General features: G+C 66.8%; 18 protein-coding genes. 10 read left to right on the top strand and 8 right to left on the bottom strand.

Annotated elements, in window-relative coordinates; genetic code table 11:
- Window positions 1-5: 5 nt before the first annotated feature.
- A complete protein-coding gene (locus EO141_RS04185) occupies window positions 6-296 on the bottom strand; it encodes a hypothetical protein (RefSeq protein ID WP_115677146.1) in 291 nt (96 codons plus the stop codon).
- A gap of 211 nt (window positions 297-507) precedes the next feature.
- On the opposite strand from EO141_RS04185, the gene EO141_RS04180 reads away from it, so the two are divergent.
- Genes EO141_RS04180 through EO141_RS04170 form a run of 3 tightly spaced genes read left to right on the top strand, consistent with a single transcriptional unit; the run spans window position 508 to window position 2723 of the window.
- Window positions 508-1761, top strand: a complete 1254-nt coding sequence (locus tag EO141_RS04180; protein WP_127168590.1) for a molybdopterin molybdotransferase MoeA — start codon at window positions 508-510, stop codon at window positions 1759-1761.
- A 46-nt stretch (window positions 1762-1807) separates the two neighbouring features.
- A complete protein-coding gene (locus EO141_RS04175; protein WP_127168589.1) occupies window positions 1808-2377 on the top strand; it encodes a molybdenum cofactor guanylyltransferase in 570 nt (189 codons plus the stop codon).
- Window positions 2361-2723 (top strand): hypothetical protein, encoded by a 363-nt coding sequence (locus tag EO141_RS04170; protein ID WP_119131986.1) that lies wholly within the window; start codon window positions 2361-2363, stop codon window positions 2721-2723. The genes EO141_RS04175 and EO141_RS04170 overlap by 17 nt, the downstream gene beginning before the upstream one ends.
- Before the next feature lie 25 nt (window positions 2724-2748).
- Here EO141_RS04170 and EO141_RS04165 read toward each other — a convergent pair whose 3' ends face one another.
- Window positions 2749-3747, bottom strand: a complete 999-nt coding sequence (locus tag EO141_RS04165; protein WP_127168588.1) for an NAD(P)-dependent oxidoreductase — start codon at window positions 3745-3747, stop codon at window positions 2749-2751.
- An 82-nt stretch (window positions 3748-3829) separates the two neighbouring features.
- Here EO141_RS04165 and EO141_RS04160 point away from each other — a divergent pair, with 82 nt between their 5' ends.
- The 7 genes from EO141_RS04160 (at window position 3830) to cobA (ending at window position 14124) form a co-directional block, all read left to right on the top strand.
- The gene (locus EO141_RS04160) at window positions 3830-4402 is read left to right on the top strand and encodes an ANTAR domain-containing protein (RefSeq protein WP_024940396.1); all 573 of its coding nucleotides are present in this window, start codon (window positions 3830-3832) and stop codon (window positions 4400-4402) included.
- Window positions 4403-4406: 4 nt separating this feature from the next.
- Window positions 4407-5477, top strand: a complete 1071-nt coding sequence (locus EO141_RS04155; RefSeq protein WP_127168587.1) for a CmpA/NrtA family ABC transporter substrate-binding protein — start codon at window positions 4407-4409, stop codon at window positions 5475-5477.
- Window positions 5478-6507: 1030 nt separating this feature from the next.
- A complete protein-coding gene (locus EO141_RS04150) occupies window positions 6508-7677 on the top strand; it encodes a nitrate/nitrite transporter (protein ID WP_180497010.1) in 1170 nt (389 codons plus the stop codon).
- A gap of 58 nt (window positions 7678-7735) precedes the next feature.
- Complete coding sequence (nirB, locus tag EO141_RS04145; protein WP_241236619.1) at window positions 7736-10153, top strand: nitrite reductase large subunit NirB; 2418 nt, start codon at window positions 7736-7738, stop codon at window positions 10151-10153.
- A complete protein-coding gene (nirD, locus tag EO141_RS04140; RefSeq protein ID WP_164739054.1) occupies window positions 10150-10515 on the top strand; it encodes a nitrite reductase small subunit NirD in 366 nt (121 codons plus the stop codon). The genes nirB and nirD overlap by 4 nt, the downstream gene beginning before the upstream one ends.
- Window positions 10512-13310, top strand: coding sequence for a nitrate reductase (locus tag EO141_RS04135; protein ID WP_164739053.1), 2799 nt, complete (start codon window positions 10512-10514; stop codon window positions 13308-13310). Before nirD ends, EO141_RS04135 begins: the two co-directional genes overlap by 4 nt.
- A gap of 67 nt (window positions 13311-13377) precedes the next feature.
- Entirely contained in the window at window positions 13378-14124 is a 747-nt protein-coding gene (cobA, locus tag EO141_RS04130; RefSeq protein ID WP_206514778.1) for a uroporphyrinogen-III C-methyltransferase, read from the top strand.
- Between the two features lie 56 nt (window positions 14125-14180).
- Here cobA and EO141_RS04125 read toward each other — a convergent pair whose 3' ends face one another.
- The 6 genes from EO141_RS04125 to EO141_RS04100 are packed head-to-tail and all read right to left on the bottom strand — an operon-like array spanning window position 14181 to window position 20194.
- Window positions 14181-15209, bottom strand: coding sequence for an acyltransferase (locus EO141_RS04125; protein ID WP_127168584.1), 1029 nt, complete (start codon window positions 15207-15209; stop codon window positions 14181-14183).
- A 44-nt stretch (window positions 15210-15253) separates the two neighbouring features.
- On the bottom strand, window positions 15254-16555 hold the full coding sequence (locus tag EO141_RS04120; RefSeq protein ID WP_115677137.1) for an SAF domain-containing protein: 1302 nt from the start codon (window positions 16553-16555) through the stop codon (window positions 15254-15256).
- Window positions 16552-17133 carry a dTDP-4-dehydrorhamnose 3,5-epimerase gene (gene rfbC, locus EO141_RS04115; RefSeq protein WP_127168583.1) on the bottom strand — a complete coding sequence of 194 codons (582 nt, stop codon included), beginning with the start codon at window positions 17131-17133 and terminating at the stop codon, window positions 16552-16554. The genes EO141_RS04120 and rfbC overlap by 4 nt, the downstream gene beginning before the upstream one ends.
- The gene (locus EO141_RS04110) at window positions 17130-18179 is read right to left on the bottom strand and encodes an SDR family oxidoreductase (protein ID WP_127168582.1); all 1050 of its coding nucleotides are present in this window, start codon (window positions 18177-18179) and stop codon (window positions 17130-17132) included. The genes rfbC and EO141_RS04110 overlap by 4 nt, the downstream gene beginning before the upstream one ends.
- A gap of 4 nt (window positions 18180-18183) precedes the next feature.
- The gene (gene rfbF / locus EO141_RS04105) at window positions 18184-18957 is read right to left on the bottom strand and encodes a glucose-1-phosphate cytidylyltransferase (RefSeq protein ID WP_047125361.1); all 774 of its coding nucleotides are present in this window, start codon (window positions 18955-18957) and stop codon (window positions 18184-18186) included.
- A gap of 52 nt (window positions 18958-19009) precedes the next feature.
- Complete coding sequence (locus tag EO141_RS04100) at window positions 19010-20194, bottom strand: glycosyltransferase (RefSeq protein ID WP_127168581.1); 1185 nt, start codon at window positions 20192-20194, stop codon at window positions 19010-19012.
- Window positions 20195-20419 lie beyond the last annotated feature (225 nt).

Raw genomic sequence — 20419 nt, 5'->3', positions numbered from 1 at the left:
CAGGGTTAGCCGGTGCCGCTTGCATGGCGACGCTCCATCCGACGCTGCTTGATCCGGTGCAGCACATGCCCGGTGAGGGCGGTCAGCAGGATCAGTACGTTGCTGACGATAAACACTGCATTGCCGACCAGGTAGCTGTAGAGGATGAACAGCACCGAGGCGCTGATCTGGCCGATGAACAGCCAGCGCGACACGCCGTGCGCTGCGTCCGAGCGCCATTGCTTGTAGATCTGGCGGATCAAGGTGGCAATCAGGATGGTACTGGCGAGCCAGCCCACAAGGTCGACGGGTTGCATGCGGAACGGCTACCGTGGGGAACGGCGTGCAATAGTGCGAGGTGCCATGTGGGCATGGCGTTCTAGCGGCTTCAAGCGACGCGCGCCATCGGCCAGACAGGCTTGTGCGTGCAGCAGGACGCAGCGATGCCGCAACCGCCATGCCTGTACCGGCCGCGCCCGGGGGCCGGTATCCTAGCCAGGTCATCCATCGCTCGACCGTGCCTTGCTCATGATCAGCTACGCCGACGCACTTGCGATTGTCCATCAGCAGATCGCCGTGCTTGCCGGCGAGTGGGTGGACAGTGCCGATGCCGAGGGACGGGTGCTTGCGCAGGCCTTGTCGAGTCCGGCCGAGCTGCCGGTGTTCGACAACAGTGCGATGGATGGATTTGCGTTGCCCACTGCCGGCCGCGGTGCAACCGCCGGCAGCGAACACGTCATCGGCGGCAGCGTTGCCGCAGGTGAAGATGCCGGTGGCATCGCGTCTGGCCACGCTTGGGAAATCATGACCGGTGCCGGCTTGCCCGCGGGTGCCGATGCAGTGGTGCCGATCGAGCAGGTGGACGTGCTGGCGCATGATGGCCCACGGCCCAGCCGCATCCGTCTGCGCACCGATCTTCGCGCCGGCCAGCACATTCGGCGACGCGGAGAAGATGTGGCCTTGCACGATCGCGTGATCGCAGCCGGCACCGTGCTGCGCGCCGCCCACCTGATGCTGTTGGCCGCGCTGGGGTGTGCGCATGTGCAGGTGGTGCGGCGTCCGCGTGTGGCCCTGATTGCGACCGGCCGCGAGCTGGTCGGCGATCCGGCGCAGCTGCTGCAGCCTGGTCAGATCCGCGATGGCACCAGCAGCTATCTGCTCAGCCAGCTGCGTGCAGCCGGTGCCGAAGTCGTGTGGCATGGACAGGTGGGCGATGACGCTGCCGGCTTCGATCCGGCGCTTGCGCAGGCGCGCAATGCGGGCGCCGATGTGATTCTGAGCACGGGCGCGGTGTCGCGCGGTCGCTACGATTTCGTGCCGGATGCCTTGGCACGGCATGGCGCGGCGATGCTGTTCCACAAGGTTGCAGTGCGGCCGGGCAAGCCGGTGTTGCTGGCGCGCTTCGAGGACGGCGTGCTGTATGTCGGCCTGCCGGGCAATCCAATGGCCAGCGCCGCCGGGCTGCGTTTTTTTGTCGAGCCGGCGTTGCGCGGCTTGCTTGGCATGCCGGTCGAGCGCGGCTTGCAGGTTGCGCTGGAGACGCCGATGCAGGCACGGCCACTCTGGCGGCAGCACCTGCGCGCACGCTTGAGCTGCAGCGCTGCCGGCGTGCTCTGCGTGCAGATCCTGCCACAGCAGGAGTCGTTCCGCGTGGCGCCGTTGCTGCAGGCCAATGTGTGGGCAGTGCTGGAACCGCAGGACGCGGGCGCCGCGCCCGCGACGACGGGGCAGGTGTTCGGGCTGGGCCATCTGCAGCCGGCCGCACCGGCGCTTGTGCCATGAGCGTGCGCCGGCACGTGGCGCGATGTGGTGCCGGCGGGCGGGCGGCATGAGCGCCACGCCTGCCTGGACGGGTGTGGTGCTGGCCGGTGGCCGGTCCTCGCGGATGGGGCAGGACAAGGCGCTGCTGCAGTGGCACGGCCGTCCGTTGCTGGAGCACATGCAGACCTTGCTGCGTGATGCCGGCGCGCGCGATGTGGTGATCAGCGGCGATCGCCCGGGCTATGCCGGGATTGCCGACGTGCAGCCGGACCTGGGGCCGCTTGGCGGCCTGGCCAGCGTCATCAGTCGACTGGCCGATGCAGTGACGCTGGTGGTGGTACCGGTCGACATGCCACTGCTGTCCAGGGCATTGCTGGAGCCGCTGCTGGCCCCACCACATCAGCGCTGCGTTGCCTTCGAAGACCAGATGTTGCCGATGCGGCTGCACCTGGATGCCGCTGTGCGTGAGGCACTCGCTGCGCTGATGGCCGGCGCCGGGCCGTCGCGCTCGCTGCGCGCCTTGCAGGCCGCATTGCACTGCCATCGCGTGGCTGTCACCGCCAGCCAACGCGCCGCGTTCGTCAATTGCAATACGCCCGAGCAGTGGAGTCAGCTCACGCATGAAAATCCAGATTGAAGGTCAGCAGCTGCGCTTTCGCATCGACGAAGCCGAACTGGCCGCGTTGCTTGCCGGGCGCACGGTCGAGAACCTGAGCCGCTTGCCGAGCGGGCAGGGCGCGCGCCTGGTGCGCCACAGCGTGAGCCTGACCGGCGGTCATGCAGCCTGCAACTGCGCCACCGACCATTGGCAGTTGTCGGTGCCGCGCGATGCGCTGGAAGACCATGCACGGCAACTGCCCAGCCGCGAGGGGCTGCGCTTCAGCTTCGACGCCGGTGCTGGCCACGCCGAACAGACGGCGTTGCAGGTGACCTTCGATATCGATGTGCGCGACAGTGCGCGCAAGCGCTTTCCGAAAACCTGAGGCGGTGGCTACACGCGCACACCGCTCATGCGCCGGCTTCAAGCCGCGCAGCAATGCCGGGCACACGCTCGCACGCCAGGCCACGCGCCTGCAGCGCGGCATCGATTGCGGCAGCATCGGTATCGCTGTAACCGGTGCCGCTGCGCAACGCGACCACGTGCAGGCCTTCGGTGGCCAGTTCCAGCAAGACGTCGTGCTGTGCCGCGGCATCGTGCGGCAAGCCGCGGCGTGAGGCATCGCGCCTTGCCAGTTCCAGCACTGCCTCGGGGATGTCGTCGCCGATCAGCAGGACGTCGGCCAGATTCATCGCGCGCAGCGCCTTGAGGGTAAGCAGGCCGGGATCGCCGGGGCCGGTGCCGACCAGTTGCACGCTGCCACGTGCCGGCACCGCGCCGGCGTCGTCCAGTGCGGCGATGAAGGCGCTTTCGGCCGCGTCGTCGTTGCCGGCCTGCAGCAGCAGCGGCACGTTGCCGTCGATGACGCGGTCGAACCAGCGCCGGCGCCGATTCATGTCGGGGAACTGGCTGCGGATGCGCTCGCGGTGACGCGCAAACAGGCCGGCAAAGCGACCGACCGAGACATCCAGTTCGCGCTCGAGCCGTTCGCGCAGGCGGCGTGCCAGCATCGGTGCGGCACCGGCGGAGGAAATGGCGATGACCAGCGGATCGCGGTCCACGATGGCCGGCACCTGATAGGTCGACAGCTCCGCATCGTCCACCACGTTGACCAGGCGCTGACGCGCACCGGCGGCAGCGGCGACACGTTGATTCAACGCGCCATCGTCGGTGGCGGCGACCACCAGCCACACGTCATCGATCCAGGCCGGATCGAACTGGCCGCCCAATTGTTCGAAACGGCCGGCCTGCATCAGCTCTGCCAGTTCGGGCGAGAGCGCATGCGCGTACAGACGAACGTGCGCGCCGGCCTTGAGCAGCGCCAGCACCTTGCGCGTGGCGACCTCGCCACCGCCGATGACCAGCACGGCGCGCGCCTGCAGGTTTGCGAACAACGGGAACAACGGCATCAGACGTACTCCGAAAGGATGGCTCGCATCGACGGCATGTTGCATGGCACCATCAGGCCACGTCCACGCCTCGCTGCCGCCAATGCGTGTCCTGCTGGTCAACGATACCGAAAAGCCGATCGGCGAACTGCGTCAGGCATTGACGCGCGCCGGCTACACGGTGCTCGACGATGTGGCATCGGTCGGTGCCTTGCTGCATGCGGTACAGAGTCAGCAGCCGGACGTGGTGGTGATCGATGTCGACTCGCCCTCGCGCGACACCCTGGAGCAACTGTCGATGCTGCATGCCCACGCGCCGCGCCCGGTGGTGATGTTTTCCGGCGATGGCGACGATGCCTTGATCCATGCGGCCGTCGGTGCCGGCGTCACTGCCTATGTGGTCGATGGCCTGGCGCCGGCGCGGTTGGCGCCGATCGTGCAGGTGGCGCTTGCGCGGTTTGCGCAGGAAAGCAGCATGCGCAAGCGCCTGGACGATGTGCAGCAGGCGCTGCAGGACCGCAAGCTGATCGATCGCGCCAAGGGCCTGTTGATGGAAAAACGCGGCCTGAGCGAGGCCGACGCCTACGCGGCGCTGCGCCAGCAGGCGATGAAGCAGGGCGTCAAACTGGCCGAAGTGGCGCGACGCATCGTGGCCATGGCCGAGTTGCTGGGATGACCACATGAGCCAAGCCGACCTCCCCGTACTGCGCGTGGCCTACATGCCGCTGATCGATTGCGCGCCCCTGGTCGCGGCGCAACGACTGGGCCTGGATCATGTGCATGGGCTGCAGTTGCACTTGCAACGGCAGGCGTCCTGGGCCGGCGTACGCGACCGTCTGCTGGCGGGCGAGGTCGATGCCGCGCACACCCTGGCCAGCCTGGTCTATGCGATCGACCTGGGCATTGCCGGGCCGCAGTGCCCGATGGCGCTGTTGCTGACGCTCAACCACAACGGCCAGGCGATCACGCTGGCACCTGCGCTCGCACAGGCCTTGGCCGATGGGCAGACCTTGCCACAGGCGCTGGCCAGCCTGGGGCGCCGCGCCGTGTTCGCGCAGACCTTCCCCACCGGCACGCATGCGTTATGGCTGTACTACTGGCTGGCCGCATGCGGCGTGGACCCGATGCGCGAAGTGGAGGTGCTCAGCATCCCGCCGCCGCAGATGCCGGACGCCTTGGCCAGTGGCCTGGTCGATGGCTATTGCTCCGGTGAGCCATGGGCGGCGGTTGCGCAGGCGCAGGGCAGCGGTCGACGCGTGATCCGCAGTGGCGAGCTGTGGGCCGGCCATCCGGAAAAAGTGCTGGCCTGCCGGCGCGAATTCGCGGCGCTGCAACCCGAGTTGACCGAACGCTTGACCGCCTGCGTGCTGGAGGCCTGCCGCTGGCTGGATGCGGACCCGGCCAATCGCGCGCAATGTGCGCAGTGGCTGGCCGAGCCGCAGCATATCGGTGTGTCGGCTGCGCATCTGGCGGCCTGCCTGGATGCCGATGCTGATGCGAAGGCATCTGCGAACGATGGGACGGCGCTGGCCTTTCACCGCGATGGCGCGGTCAACATGCCATGGCTATCGGACGGCGAGTGGTTCCTGACCCAGTTTCAACGCTGGGGCTGGCATGACATCCAGGAAGACGACATCGCGCGGCTGCGCGACATCCATCGACTGGACAATTATCGGCGCGCGGCCGCACGCATCGGCGTGGCCGTGCCGGAGGGCGATCACCGCAGCAATCGGTTGTTCGATTCGCGCTGAGCGTGGCTGACAAGAGGGTCATGCGGTCAGCCAGGCTGCAGTTGGCTGGATGCACTGGATCGAGTGGAAGCGGAAGCAGCGGCAAAAATTACAACGGCAGCGGCAGCGGCAGCGGCGCGAAGCATGTGGTCTGCCGCTTGGTTGCAGGGCCCTTGCCCGCCCACCATCGCAGGACACGCCGCAAGTACGTCCCTGTAGGCTCTGGCGCGGCATCCATGCCGCTCAAGGTCCCGCGACGGTGAGCGGGCAAGGACCTGTGGAGATGGTCGGTGTGTGGTTGCAAGCAGGGCATGAGGTGCGTTGTTCGGATCCCGGTGCGTTAGATCGACTTCCCAGCGCAGGCCGGGCGGCAGACAGGTCTTCGATACGCACCCCACAAACTTCTCATCTGCCCGGCGCAAGTTGAATAAAGGCTCTAAGAAAGGGCAGCCGATCACTTCCTGGTGCGGTGCCCTCGCCGGTTGCGGGACCGTGTGGCGGCATGGAGGCCGCCACCGAGCGTCCACGGATGGATTCACGGCATGTCCCGCAGGCGGCGAGGGCATCGCGCCCTCGACTAGCCAAGCTTCGACCTAAAATTTGACTGCATCCAATAAGGACAACTCGCCCTTGTAGTGCACCAGATGTATTCGGCGCTCTTAGCCATGCGATGGGGCAGGGCGCGCACCAACCGACGCACGCTATTGGTGCATCGGCGCACGAAAGCCGGGAACGGCACGCTGCATCCGTTCCTCGACAGATCGTTGGCGAACTGCAGGCATTGCAAGAAAGCTACCATTTTCCAGTGACTTGCAACGGCATGATGCCCGGGTGCGCAAGTTGGCACGTTGATTGCTTGGCACTCACGTGCAGGTGCAACGGCGTACCTGCAACAACACACACACGATGCAGCGGATCAACGGCGATCCGCACGCATCCAGGACAACGGCGTCCTTCCGGTTTTACCGGAGGGGCGCCGTTTTTTTTGGCCATCGCATTCGAAGAGGTCTCTATGCAGCGCTCGTTCTGGCGATCCGGGCACACGCCCACCTTGTTCGCATCCTTCCTGTATTTCGACCTGAGCTTCATGGTGTGGTATCTGCTCGGTCCGCTGCAGGTGCCGATTGCGCAATCGCTGGGACTGGATACGCAGCAGCGCGCCCTGATGGTGGCGGTGCCGATCCTGTGCGGCGCCGTGCTGCGGCTGGCGCTGGGCATGCTGGCCGATCGTATCGGTGCCAAGCGTGCCGGCGTTGCCGCACAGCTTGCGGTGATCGCGTCGTTGTTTGGTGCCTGGCAGTTCGGCGTGCACAGCATGGGGCAGGTGTTGCTGCTGGGCGTGTTGCTCGGCATTGCCGGTGCCTCGTTCGCGGTTGCGCTGCCGCTGGCCTCGCGCTGGTATCCGCCCGAGCATCAGGGCACGGCGATGGGCATTGCCGGTGCGGGCAATTCCGGCACGGTGCTGGCGGCGTTGTTCGCACCGATGCTGGCGTTGGCGTTCGGTTACCAGAATGTATTCGGACTGGCATGCATCCCGTTGCTGCTGACGCTGATCGTCTTTGTCTTGATTGCGAAGGAGGCGCCGGCACCGGTCGCACGCAAGCGCTGGTCCGACTACGGCCGCGTGCTGGTGGGCAACCGCGATGCCTGGCGCTTCATGTTTTTCTATTCGGTGACCTTTGGCGGTTTCTCCGGGTTTGCCAGCGCGTTGCCGGGCTACTTCCACGACCAGTTCGGCTTCGATGCGCGCACTGCGGGCTGGGCGACCGCTGCCTGCGTGCTGGCGGGGTCGGTGATGCGCCCGTTGGGCGGCGTGATTGCGGACCGCGTTGGCGGCACGCGTGCCTTGCTCACCGTCTATCTCCTGGTGGCTGCGCTGGTGGGCATCGCAGGTGTCGGTGCGGGCGGTGCGATGGTGACGCTGGCCTTGTTCGTGCTGACCTTGTTGTGCCTGGGCGCCGGCAATGGCGCGGTGTTTCAGCTGGTGCCGCAGCGGTTTGCGCAGGACATCGGCGTGATGACCGGCTTGATCGGCATGGCCGGCGGCATCGGCGGGTTTGCGCTGGCTGCGGGCCTGGGCGTGCTCAAGCAGCACACCGGCAGCTACGCGATCGGCATGTGGGTGTTCGCTGCGTTCGCACTCGGTGGTTGGGCGCTGCTGGCCGGGGTCAAGACACAGTGGCGTAGCGAATGGTCCAGCGCCGGCGCGGCGCGGGTCTGACATGTCGACAGGAATCCAGGCAATGAAGCAACCCAGACTCGTCGTCATCGGCAATGGCATGGCCGGCATCCGTACCGTGGAGGAACTGCTCAAGCTGATGCCGGGCATGTACCAGATCACCGTGTTCGGGGCCGAGCCGCACCCCAACTACAACCGCATCCTGCTGTCGCCGGTGCTGGCCGGCGAGCAGGAGTTCGACGACATCGTGCTCAATCCATTGCAGTGGTATCGGGACAACGGCATCCGCTTGCATTTGAACAAGGAAGTCACGCGCATCGATCGGGTGCGTCGCCGCGTGATCGCCGCCGATGGCACCGAGGCCGACTACGACCGCTTGTTGATCGCCACCGGTTCGGTGCCGTTCGTGTTGCCGATCCCCGGCAACGATTTGAACGGTGTGATCGGCTACCGCGATATCCAGGACACGCGCACGATGATCGAGACCGCGCGCAGCAAGCAGCATGCGGTGGTGATCGGTGGCGGCCTGCTCGGCCTGGAAGCGGCCAATGGCTTGAAGCTGCGCGGGATGGACGTGACCGTGGTGCATCTGGCCGGGTGGTTGCTGGAGCGCCAGCTCGACCCGGTGGCCGGCAACCTGCTGCAGCAGGCGCTGCGCGCGCGCGGGCTAGAGTTCAAGCTGAGTACCGCAACCAGTGCCTTGCTGGGCAATGCGCAGGGCGAGGTGGTCGGGGTGAAGTTTGCCGATGGCAGCGAGATCCCGGCCGACCTGGTGGTGATGGCGGCGGGCATCCGCCCGAATACGCGCCTGGCCGAGGAAGCCGGCATCCATTGCTCGCGCGGCATCGTGGTCAACGACAGTCTGCAGAGCTTCGATCCGCGCGTGTATGCGGTGGGCGAGTGCGCAAACCACCGTGGCATCGCGTATGGCCTGGTGGCACCGTTGTTCGAGCAGGCCAAGGTGTGCGCGAACCACCTGGCGCAGTTCGGCATCGGCATCTACCGCGGTTCGGTGGCCTCGACCAAGCTCAAGGTCACCGGGATCGACCTGTTTTCGGCCGGCGATTTCATGGGCGGCGATGGCTGCGAGGAGATCGTGCTGTCCGATCCGGCCGGCGGGGTCTACAAGAAGCTGGTGATCCGCGACGATGTGCTGGTCGGCGCCTGCCTGTACGGCGACACCAGCGATGGCGGCTGGTACTTCAAGCTGCTCAAGGACGGCACGCCGATCCAGGCGCAGCGCGACCAGTTGATCTTCGGCGAGAGCGCACTCGGAGATGCCGGCACCGGCGGGCAGGACCGCGCCAGTGCGATGGCCGACAGCGACGAGGTCTGCGGCTGCAACGGCGTGTGCAAGGGCACGATTGTCAAGGCCATCAGCGAGCAGGGGCTGTTCACCGTCGATGAGGTGAAGAAGCACACCAAGGCGGCCAGTTCCTGCGGCTCGTGCACGGGGCTGGTCGAGCAGATCCTGATGAACTGCCTGGGTTCCAACTTCCAGGAAACGCCGAAAACCAAGGCCGTCTGCGCCTGCACCGATCTGAGCCATGGCGAGGTGCGTCGCGCCATTCGCGAGCACAGGTTGCTGACCCATGCGCAGGCCTACGCCTTCATGGAATGGCGCACGCCCAATGGTTGCGCGACCTGCCGGCCGGCGATCAACTACTACATGTTGTCGAGCTGGCCGCACGAGGCCATCGACGATCCGCAGTCGCGCTTCATCAACGAGCGTGCGCACGCCAACATCCAGAAGGACGGCACCTTCTCGGTGATTCCGCAGATGAAGGGCGGGGTGACCAATGCCGGCGAGCTGCGCCGCATTGCCGATGTCGCCGACAAGTACGCCGTGCCGATGGTCAAGGTGACCGGTGGCCAGCGCATCGATCTGCTTGGGGTCCGGAAGGAAGACCTGGTGGATGTGTGGCGCGATCTGGGCATGCCTTCCGGCCACGCCTACGGCAAGTCGATCCGCACCGTGAAGACCTGCGTGGGCAGCGAATTCTGCCGTTTCGGCACCCAGAACAGCACGCAGATGGGCATCGACCTGGAAACCATGCTGGCCAATATGTGGAGCCCGCACAAGGTGAAGCTGGCGGTATCCGGCTGCCCGCGCAACTGCGCCGAATCCGGCATCAAGGATGTCGGCATCATCGCTGTGGACTCGGGGTGGGAGCTGCATGTCGGTGGCAATGGCGGCATCAAGACCGAGGTGGCCCGCTTCCTGGTCAAGGTGAGCACCGCCGAGGACGTGCGCGAATACACCGGTGCGTTTTTGCAGCTGTATCGCGAGCAGGCGTATTACCTGGATCGCACCGTGCACTACATCGCACGGGTGGGGCTGGATTACATCCGCGCACAGGTGGTGGACGACGCGGCCAACCGGCGTGCGTTGTACGAGCGCCTGCTGTATTCGCTGGAAGGCCTGGTCGACCCGTGGAAGGCGCGTATCGCCGGCGAACGTCGGCAGGAGTACCAACCGCTACGCATCGCCGCGCCGGTCGCGACGGTGGAGGAATGAACATGCAGCAGACCCCGTGGATCCGCGTGTGCGCGCTGCAGGACCTGCCTGCATTGGGCGCGCGCGTGCTCGAAGTCGACGGCATTGCGCCGATCGCCCTGTTCCGCACCGCCAGCGACCAGGTGTTTGCGTTGCGCGACCGCTGCCCGCACAAGGGCGGGCCGTTGTCGCAGGGCATCGTGGCTGGCGAAACGGTGACCTGCCCGTTGCACGGCTGGGCGATCGCCCTGCAGAGCGGCCAGGCCTGTGCACCGGATGTGGGCTGCGCGCCGCGCTACCCGGTCAAAGTGGAGGCCGATGCGGTGTGGATCGTGTTGCAGCCGGTATCGTTGCCGGATGCCGTCGCCGAGCCGGCCGCATGAGCGACGGCCAGCAGCGACCCTTGACCGGTGAGGCGGTGCCGCTGCAGACGCCCGCGCCGATGCATCGCATCACGCGCTCGACCTGCTGCTACTGCGGCGTGGGCTGCGGGGTGCTGATCCACAGCGAGCACGATGCCACTGGCGAACGCATCGTCGGGATCGAAGGCGACCCGCTGCATCCGGCCAATCATGGCCGCTTGTGCAGCAAGGGCCTGGCCTTGCCGCAGACCGTCGCCAGCACCCAGGGGCGGGTACTCGCGCCCGAACTGCGTCGTCATCGGCAGGCGCCGCGGGCGACGGTCAGCTGGGATCAGGCGCTCGACCACGTCACCGGCAAGCTGGCGGCGATCATCGAGCAGCATGGCCCGGATGCGGTGGCGTTCTATCTCTCGGGCCAGTTGTTGACCGAGGACTATTACGTCTTCAACAAGCTCGCCAAGGGGCTGCTGGGCACCAACAACATCGACACCAACTCGCGCCTGTGCATGTCCAGCGCGGTCACCGCCTACAAGCTGGCGCTGGGCGCCGACGGCCCGCCGACCTGCTACGAGGATCTGGAGCTGGCGCAGACCGTGCTGTTTGCCGGCAGCAACATGGCGTATGCGCATCCGGTGCTGTTTCGCCGCCTGGAAGATGCACGCGCGCGCAATCCCGGGATTCGCTGGATCGTGATCGACCCGCGTCGCACCGACACCGCGGCCATGGCCGACCTGCACCTGGCAATCGAGCCCGGAACCGACGTTGCGCTGTTCAACGGCATGCTGCATCACCTGATCTGGGAGGGTCTGGTGGATGCGCGTTTTGTTGCCGCGCACACCGAGGACTTCGACGCCCTCAAGCACCTGCTGCGCGAATACACCCCGCGCATGAGCGCCGAGATCTGCGGTATCTCGCATGAGGACCTGGTGCAGGCGGCCGAGTGGTTCGGGCGCAGCCCGGCGGCCTTGTCGCTGTACTGCATGGGCCTGAATCAGTCCGCGCAGGGCACCGACAAGAACCTGGCGCTGATCAACCTGCATCTGGCGACCGGGCAGATCGGCAAGCCGGGTGCAGGCCCGTTTTCGCTGACCGGCCAGCCCAATGCGATGGGTGGGCGCGAGGTCGGCGGCATGGCGACGATGCTGGCGGCGCATCGCGAGATCGGCAATGCCGAGGACCGTGCGGAACTGGAACGCCTGTGGCATCTGCCGGCCGGCCGGCTGAGTGCCACGGCCGGCACACCCGCCGTGCAGTTGTTCGAGCGCCTGCGTGCCGGCAGCCTGAAGGCGGTGTGGATCGTGTGCACCAACCCCGTGCACTCGATGCCGGAGGTGGATGGCATTCGCGCCGCACTGGAACAGGCCGAGCTGGTGATCGTGCAGGACGCGTTCTCCGGCACCGACACCGTGCCATATGCCGACGTGCTGTTGCCGGCCACCAGCTGGGGCGAGAAGGACGGCAGCGTGACCAACTCCGAGCGTCGCATCACCCGCGTGCGCAAGGCGGTGGACGCGCCGGGCCAGGCGCGCGCGGACTGGTGGATCGCCAGTGAAGTGGCGCGCCGGCTCGAGGCGCGTCTTGCACCAGCGAGCGGCACAGGCCTGTTCGGGTTCGACAGCGCCGCGCAGATCTTCGACGAGCATCGCGCGTTGACGGTGGGCCGTGACCTGGATATCGGCGGGCTGGACTACCCGATGCTGGATGGCGGGCCGCAGCAGTGGCCATTCCCTGCCGGCGCCGCACACGGGCAGGCACAGCGCTATGCCGACGGCGTGTTCGCCACCGGCAACGGGCGCGCGCGCTTCCACGCCACGCCGTATCGCAAGGTGGCCGAGCCGACCTCGGCACGTTTCCCGATGCGGCTGCTGACCGGACGGCTGCGCGATCAATGGCATGGCATGTCGCGCAGCGGACGCGTACCGGCGGCGTTTGCGCATAGCCCCGAACCGGCCTTGCGCATGCATCCGGACGATGCGACGCGACGCGGCCTGGTCGCTGGCGAGCTGGTGCAGATCGCCAGCAAGCGCGGTGCGCTGGTGCTGCCGCTGGAACTCTCCGACGAGCTGCGCTCGGGCGCCGTGTTCGCCGCGATGCATTGGAGCGGGCAGCACCTGTCCAGCGGCGGCATCAACGAAGTCAGCAGCCCGGCGGTGGACGCGCGCTCGCAGCAGCCCGAGCTCAAGCATGCGGCGGTGCGGGTGGAGAAGGCGGTGTTCGGCTGGCATCTGCTGGCGGCGCGGCGCGGCGATGCGCTGGCCCTGCAACAGGCGCTGCAGCCGCTGTTGCGCGATTGCGGCTATGCATCGCTGCGGCTGCATGCCGAGCCGCTGGCCGGGGCCGGCGGGCACTGGGCGGTTTTGCATGCGGCCTGCGAGCGCGCCCCGGATGCCGGCTGGCTCGACCGTCTGGTTGCGGCACTGCAGCTGCCGGCCGGCGCCGACGTGCTGGAGTACCGCGACCTGCGCCGCGGGCTGATGCGTCGCGTGGGCTGGCGCATGCAGGATGGCCACAGCCATATCGACGGCCTGCTGCTCACCGCGGCGCAGCCCAGCGAGGCCAACCAGGCATTACTGCGCACCGCATTGGCAGGCTTGCCGTGGCGTGGTCCGCGGCTGGCGGTGTTTGCGCAGACACAGGGCGCACCCAGCGACCCGATCGTCTGCAGCTGCATGCAGGTCTCGACTGCTGCGATCCATGCCGCCATCGACGACGGTGCCGATCTGCCCCAGCTCAAGCAACGCCTTGGCTGCGGCACGGTCTGCGGCTCCTGTGTCCCGCAACTCACCCGGCTGTGCCGGCAACCACGGCACGCCTGAGCGGCCTTCCTGACCTCACATCCTGCGAGACCTTCTCATGTCAGTCCTTCCTTCCTGCGTACGTGATGTGGTGTTGTTGTCCGCCGGCCCCGGCGATCTGGACCTGCTCACCGTCAAGGCGGTCAAGGCGCTGGCGGCCGCGCAAGTGGTGTTGCTGGACGATCTGGCCAACCCGCAGATCGTCGACCTCGCGTCACAGGCGCGGGTGATCCGGGTCGGCAAGCGTGGTGGTTGCCGCTCGACGCCACAGGACTTCATCTGCCGGCTGATGCGGCGCTACGCCTTGCAGGGCTTGCGCGTGGTGCGCGTCAAAGGCGGCGATGCGCTGCTGTTCGGGCGCGCCGGCGAGGAGATCAGCTTCCTGCGCCGCGCCGGTGTGGGCGTGCAGATCATCAACGGCGTCAGCGCCGCATTCGCCGCGGCATCCGCGCTGGAGGTGTCGCTGACCCATCGCAGCCATTGCCATGGCATCACGTTCGTCACCGCGCATACGCACGATCACGGCGAACCGAACTGGGGCGCACTGGCCGCCAGCGGCACGACGCTGGGCATCTACATGGGCCTGCGGCGTGCCGAGGCCTTGGCCAGCGCCTTGCTGGTGCATCTGCCGGCCAGCACGCCGGCGGCCATCGTGCAGGCCGCCACCCGGCCCGAGCAGCAACGCCGGCTCACCACGCTGGGCGAGCTGGGGATTACCGCTGCGGCAATGCTGCCCGGTTTGCCGACCCTGCTGCTGGTGGGCGCTGCCTTATCCGAGGCGGCAGCGCAGTGCGACGATCGCGTCGGCAAGTTGCTGGAGCAGGCAGTGGGCTGAGCGCGATCTGCGGACCGCCGCGCGCGCCAATCCACGCGCGGCGGCATCGTGACGCTTCAACGCAGAAGGCGGCGCGCATGCCGCAACGCGATGCGCTCGTAGCACAGGTGATAGAGCACGCCGAGCAGCAGTGCGGCGCCCACGCTGAGCAGCAGGTTCACCGGCCAGGTGGCCAGCGGCCCCATCCGCCGCGTGGTGCGTGCCACCAGCGACATCAGCGGCATGTGCACCAGGTAGATCGCATACGACGCATTGCCGAGCAACAGCAGCACCGGGCCGATACGTAGCCAGCCACGCCACTCCGCGCGCACTAGGCCGACCACTGCGCCGGCGATCGCCAGGCCGAACAGCGGCGAATGCACGCGTTGCATGCCATCGAGCACGAAGCACGCGGACGCGACCACCGCAACTGCATGGCTGACCCACACCATCCACGGTGCAGCGCTCAAGACCGCGCGTGCCGCCAGCATGCCGAACACGAATTCCAGCGTGATGGGATGCAGCAGCAACGCCCGCCAGGACAGCTCCACCGGCTGCGCGAACGGCGCGCCAACGGCGGCATGCAGCAGCGTCAGGCCCGCCCAGAGCAGCGCGCAGCGCAGCGGATGCCCGCTGCGGAAGAACAGCCACGCCAGTGCGTAGAACACCAGCTCGTAGCCCAGCGTCCACGCCACGCCCAATGCAGACTGACCGCCGACCGGCAGCAGGGTCAGCGTGGCAAGCCATGACCAGCCGGTGTCGCCATCATCCAGGCTGGGCCGCAGCGTATAGGCCAGCGCCAGCGCGATCCCCACCGGCCAGTACGGCAGATAGATGCGGCTGAGACGGCTGCCGGCGTAATCGCGGCTCCAGCCCGGCGTGCCCGCACCGGCATGGTTGACGTAGTAGATGATGAAACCCGACAGCACGAAGAAGAAATCCACGCCCAGGTAGCCGTGCGCCAGCGCCGCGGCCAGCCATTCCGGTAACGGCTGCACCAGGTGCGTGGTGGGCAGTACGCTGTGGCTGAGCACCACCATCGTGGCGGCCAGCGCACGCCCGGCCTGCAGCACGCCGATGGTGGGACGGGCAGGCAGCACGGCCATCGGCTGCGGCATCGGCACGCGGCCGCAGGCCGCTGTCTGCGCGCTCAGGCAGCCAGTTCCGCAGCGTCGGCGAAGACGCTGGCCTGCTCGGCACGCAGGCGATCGATCAGGCGATTGGCCGGCAACTGCACGTCGTCGTAGGTCAGCACCTGGTCCTTGGGCACCGCATGGCGGAGCACACAGCCTTCGGCCACGCCCATCGGCAGCAGCCTTGCGTTTGCGGTGACGTCGGCGCGCTCACACTGGCCGTAGCTCATGTAGCCGCCGAGCCCGTCGATGGTTTCGCCGATGGCCAGGTCGCGCTTGGCGGTGGCAATCACTTCCACCAGCGGCGCGCCCAGGGGTTGCAGCACTGCATCGCCCAGCAGCACCACCCGCGCCACCGACAGCGGCACCTCGAAGTGGCACAGGTGGTACGGCGTGTAGAAGCTGTACAGCGGGCCTTCGCCGAGCTTGTAGAGATTGAGGTAATGCTGCTGCCTGGCATCGTCGTGGCTGGCCAGCACGAACACGCCGGGCGAGGGCAGGGCGCCGACCACGTAATCCACCGCCCCGCCCACCGCACGCAGGGCCTCGATGTCGTAGCGCCGGGTCAGTTCGTCGACATGTGCGCGATGCTCATGGCCGGTCATGCCGCGCTGCAGGATCGACATGCCGGTGCCATTGGCCACGATCGCCTGCTCGAAGCTGATCTTGGTGCCGTCGGCAAAACTGGTGACCATATGCGGGTCCTGGCCCCATTTCGCGGCGAAACCGGCCTGTGTCGCCGGTGTGCGATACGGGTCCTGCAGGCCCTTGATGTTGCCGCACAGCAGCGGCGTCAGACCGATCGAGCGTACGAACCGGTACAGGTTCATCTGCACGCCGGGCTGGTCGCCATCGCAGGCGCTGAAGATCACCCCGGCCGCGTCGGCCTTGCGCTTGAGCAGCGGGCCGACGGTGCCGTCGAGTTCGGCATTCATCGTGACCATGTGGCGGCCATGGGCGATGGCGCCCAGGCTGATGCGCGCGCCGTAGTCGATGGCCCCGGTGGCATCGATCAGGCAATCCAGCCCATCGCATTCGTAGAGCAGTGCGGGGTCGTCGGTCACCGCAGGAATGCCGGCAGCGATCTGGCGCTTCAACTCGCCGGCGCCATCCACCACGCGCGCGTGTTGGCCGGCCTGGCGGTAGGCCTCCAGTGCCTTGTCCACGCTGCGGTTGCAGATCGCCGACACCTGCATGCCCGGCACCGAGTGCGCGATCTGGTTGACGATGCCGCGTGCCATGAAGCCGGCGCCGTACAGGCCGACACGCAATGGGCGGCCTTCGACAGCACGCGCCTGCAATAGACGATCGATGTTCATGCGCGCTCCCGCTGAGTGAGTCCGGCAAGGGTGGGGATGCCGTGTTGGTGTTCGTTGAAGTCCGGCCAGGCGGCATCCTTGTCGGACACCAGCTGTGGTTCGAGCGGCCACTGCACGCCCAGGCGCGGATCGTTCCAGCGCAAGCCGCGCTCGGCCTGCGGCGTGTACATCGCACTGGCGAAATACAACGCCTCGGTCTGCGGTTGCAGGGTGATGAAGCCATGCGCAAAGCCGCGCGGCACGTAGAGGGCCAGGCGATTGTCGGCAGTCAGTTCAATGCCGTACCACTGCAGATACGTGCGTGAATCCGGGCGCAGGTCCACGATCGCATCCCATAGTGCACCACGGATGCAGCGCACGATCTTGACCTCGGCGGCGGGCGGCAGTTGGTAATGCATGCCGCGCAGGGTGCCGGCCTGCGCATTGAACGAGTTGTTGACCTGCACGAACTGATCGACCAGGCCGGCCTGCGCCATCTCCTGGGTGCAGAACACGCGTGCGAACCAGCCGCGTTCATCGCCACGCTGCTGCGGCTCGATCACGAACGCGCCTGCCAGCGGGGTGGAGTGGAAGATCATGCCGCCACCCTCAGATCCGGTGCCAGGGCGCCTGTGTCGACCAGCTGCTGCAGGATGCGCAGACGAATGAAGTCCGAACGCTGGCGAAAGTCGCCATCGTTGAACCCGGCGCGCTGCAGGTCGTCGCGCAGCTCGGTGATGGTCGAACGCAGGGTTTCCTGCGGTTGATGTTCCGGCGCCAGGCGTTCGAACAGGGAGAAGTCCACGCGATAGGAGCGGTTGTCGGTCGGCGCGCTGGTGGAGATTGCAACGTGCGCACTGGGAATCGCCACGCCGACTGCATGGGCCAGATCGCGGATCTGCACGTTCCAGCGCTCCGACCCGGCATTGACGAACAGGAACTGCCCGCCGGCCGCGGGTGTACGGCTCACTGCCCAGTCGATGGCGCGCGCCATGTCGCGCACATGGATCAACGGCCGCCAGGGCGAGCCATCGGACAACACCTCCACGGTGCCGTTGGCCACTGCGCTGGCGACGAAATCGTTGAGCACCAGATCCAGCCGCAGACGCGGCGAGGCACCGCAGGCGGTGGCAAAGCGCAGGCAGGTGATCACCATGTCGGTGTCCAGCTGTGCGAGCGCGCGCTCGGTATCGATCTTGGAATGCGCATACGCCGTCAGCGGTGCGATGGCGCTGGTTTCCGACCGTGGCGTGCCATCGGCGGCGGCGCCATACACGCTGCAGCTGGAGGCGAACACGAAGTGCCCCACGCCGGCCTGCGCGGCCGCCTGCGCCACCGCCACGCTGGCGCGGCAGTTGATCGCATCGGTGACCAGCTCGAAACGCTTGCCCATCGCATCGTTGGAGATCGCCGCCAGGTGCACCACCGCGTCGAAGCCCTGCAACTGCTGCACAGTGAGATCGCGCACGTCGCCGAACCATTGCTGGTCCAGCACCACTTCCGGCAGGCGGCGTGGGTCGGACAGGCAGTGCGCGAACCAGCCGCGATCCAGCCCCACCAACCAGGCCTGCGGATAGCGCTGACGCAAATGCGCGGCCACGACCGGGCCGATGTAGCCCATGTTGCCGGTGATCAGAATACGCATATTGTTACTCCCACACGCGCCAGGGCGCGCGATTGGACGACCAGAGGGTTTCGAGATGATTGCGGTCGCGTAGCGTGTCCATCGGTTGCCAGAAGCCGTCGTGGCGATACACGCTCAGCTCGTCGCGATCGACCAGCGTTTCCAGCGGGCTGTTCTCCCACACGGTGGCATCGCCCTCGATCACGTCGATCACGCGCGGATCGAGCACGAAGAAGCCGCCGTTGATCAGGCCATCGCCATCCAGCGGCTTCTCGCGGAATCCGGTGACCTGCTCGCCTTCCACCCGCAGGGCGCCAAAGCGGCCGGGCGGTTGCACGGCGGTGACCGTGGCCATGCGGCCTTCGCGCTGGTGCAGCGCGATGGCGGCAGTGATGTCCACATCGGCCACGCCATCGCCATAGGTCATGCAGAACGCCGCCTCCTCGCGCAGATGTTCGCGCACGCGGCGCAACCGGCCGCCGGTCATGGTCTGTGCGCCGGTATCGACCAGCGTCACGCGCCAGGGCTCGGCGCGGGTGTTGTGCAAGGTGGTGGTGTTGCTGCCGAGGTCGCAGGTGACGTCGGATTCGCGCATGTGGTAATTCATGAAGAAATCCTTGATCACCTCACCGCGGTAGCCCAGGCAGACGATGAAATCCTGGATGCCGTGGTGCGCGTAGATCTTCATGATGTGCCAGAGGATCGGCTTGCCGCCGATCTCCACCATCGGCTTGGGGCGGATGGCGGTTTCCTCGGAAATGCGCGTTCCCAGGCCGCCTGCCAGAATGACTGCTTTCATTGCTGATCCTTGAACTGAGGCGCCGCTGGTCGCGGCGCAGTGCGATAAGGCGCTAGGCGGTCATGCTCAGCGCGATCGCCGGCGGGCAGGCGGCCTGTTCGGCCATCGTGGCCAGGTTGTCGAGCATGGCAAGGCGCTCGGCCATCAGCGGCGGGGGCGGCAACTGCAGCGTCTGCAGGATCTGCGCCCACCGGTGTGCCCAGTCGTGCCGTCGCAGGCACTGCACGGCGTTGTGCAGACGGGCACGCTCCAGGCGCTCGGTCTGCTGCTCCAGATCGCGCAGGAACGGGCCGATCTCCGCGCCATCGGCCGGCAGCTCGATCACGGCGTCTTCCCAATCGAAGTACTGGGCAAATTCCGGACATGCCTGCGCGGAGCCGAGGATCACCGCGCCGCCGGCGGCACCTTCGAAATAGCGTGTTGCCAGCGCCTGTTTTTTCACACCCTTGAAGAATCCCTGGGTGTCGACCACGAAGTCGTGCGCCATGAAGAACTTGGCGCGCTTGATCATGGCGGCCGACTGCAGCCGATGTGCCGCCCAGTCCTGCACCGCGCCGCCGCGCAGCACATCGTGCAGATAGAAGAAATCGGGGTTGGCCTGTGCATGTGCCAGCAAGCGCGCATGCACCTGCGGCATGCGCCGACCGATGCTGACCACATCGATGCAGCGCTGTGGCGGCCGCGGCAATGGCGTCGCCAGCAGTGTGTCGCAGGCGCTGGCCAGAAACGACACCGGGGTGCTGGTGTAGCGGCGCAGCGCATCGACGCAACTGGCGTTGAGCACGAAGACATGGTCGAACTGGTCCAGCAGTTTCAGCTCGGCCTTCTGCGAGTCCAGCAATTCCGGCCAGGTTTCCAGCAGATACACCACGCGGGTACGGCAGCGCTCGCGCCATCCCTTGATGCGGGCCAGCGTGCCCAATTCCCTGGGGAACTGGCACACGTAGAAGAACAGGTCATGGTCCTGTTCGACCACCCGGGGCTGTGCGTTGGACAGCGCAGGCCGCCCGCTCAGCCGTTGCAGCGCAGAGACGCCACGGTGTGTGAGTTCGTTGAGCAGATACGACACGCCGGGATTGACGCCGCGTCCGCGGGTGTACTCGGCCGCGGGTGGACACAGCAACTGCGCGTGTTCCAGGCTGCGGACCACGTTGAGCAACGCATACGCCTGCCCATTGAAGGCCTCTGGCCATGCCTCGTAATTGGAGGCAAGCAGGACCGAACGCGTTGCGTCCATTCAAACTCCTTCGGTGATTGCAGCTTCGAACCGGACGCGACAGCGCGCGCTCGGGTGGGGGAAGAATGCACACCGCAAATGCGGGAAACGTCTGTAGCGTCGAGTAACGTGATTTACGTCATGTGTCGAGCCGAATATAGGGTTGGTTTGTGAGAAAAAAGTGATGGCGATCACAACAACTCTGTGCGTTCTAGTAGGCGGGTAGACTGATCGACCCTCGTGTGA

It is taken from the genome of Xanthomonas sp. BRIP62415 (assembly GCF_003993515.1).
In the GTDB taxonomy this organism is placed as follows: domain Bacteria; phylum Pseudomonadota; class Gammaproteobacteria; order Xanthomonadales; family Xanthomonadaceae; genus Xanthomonas; species Xanthomonas euroxanthea.
The sequence above is the reverse complement of the archived record's forward strand: the minus strand, read 5'-3'. Positions and strand labels throughout refer to the sequence as shown.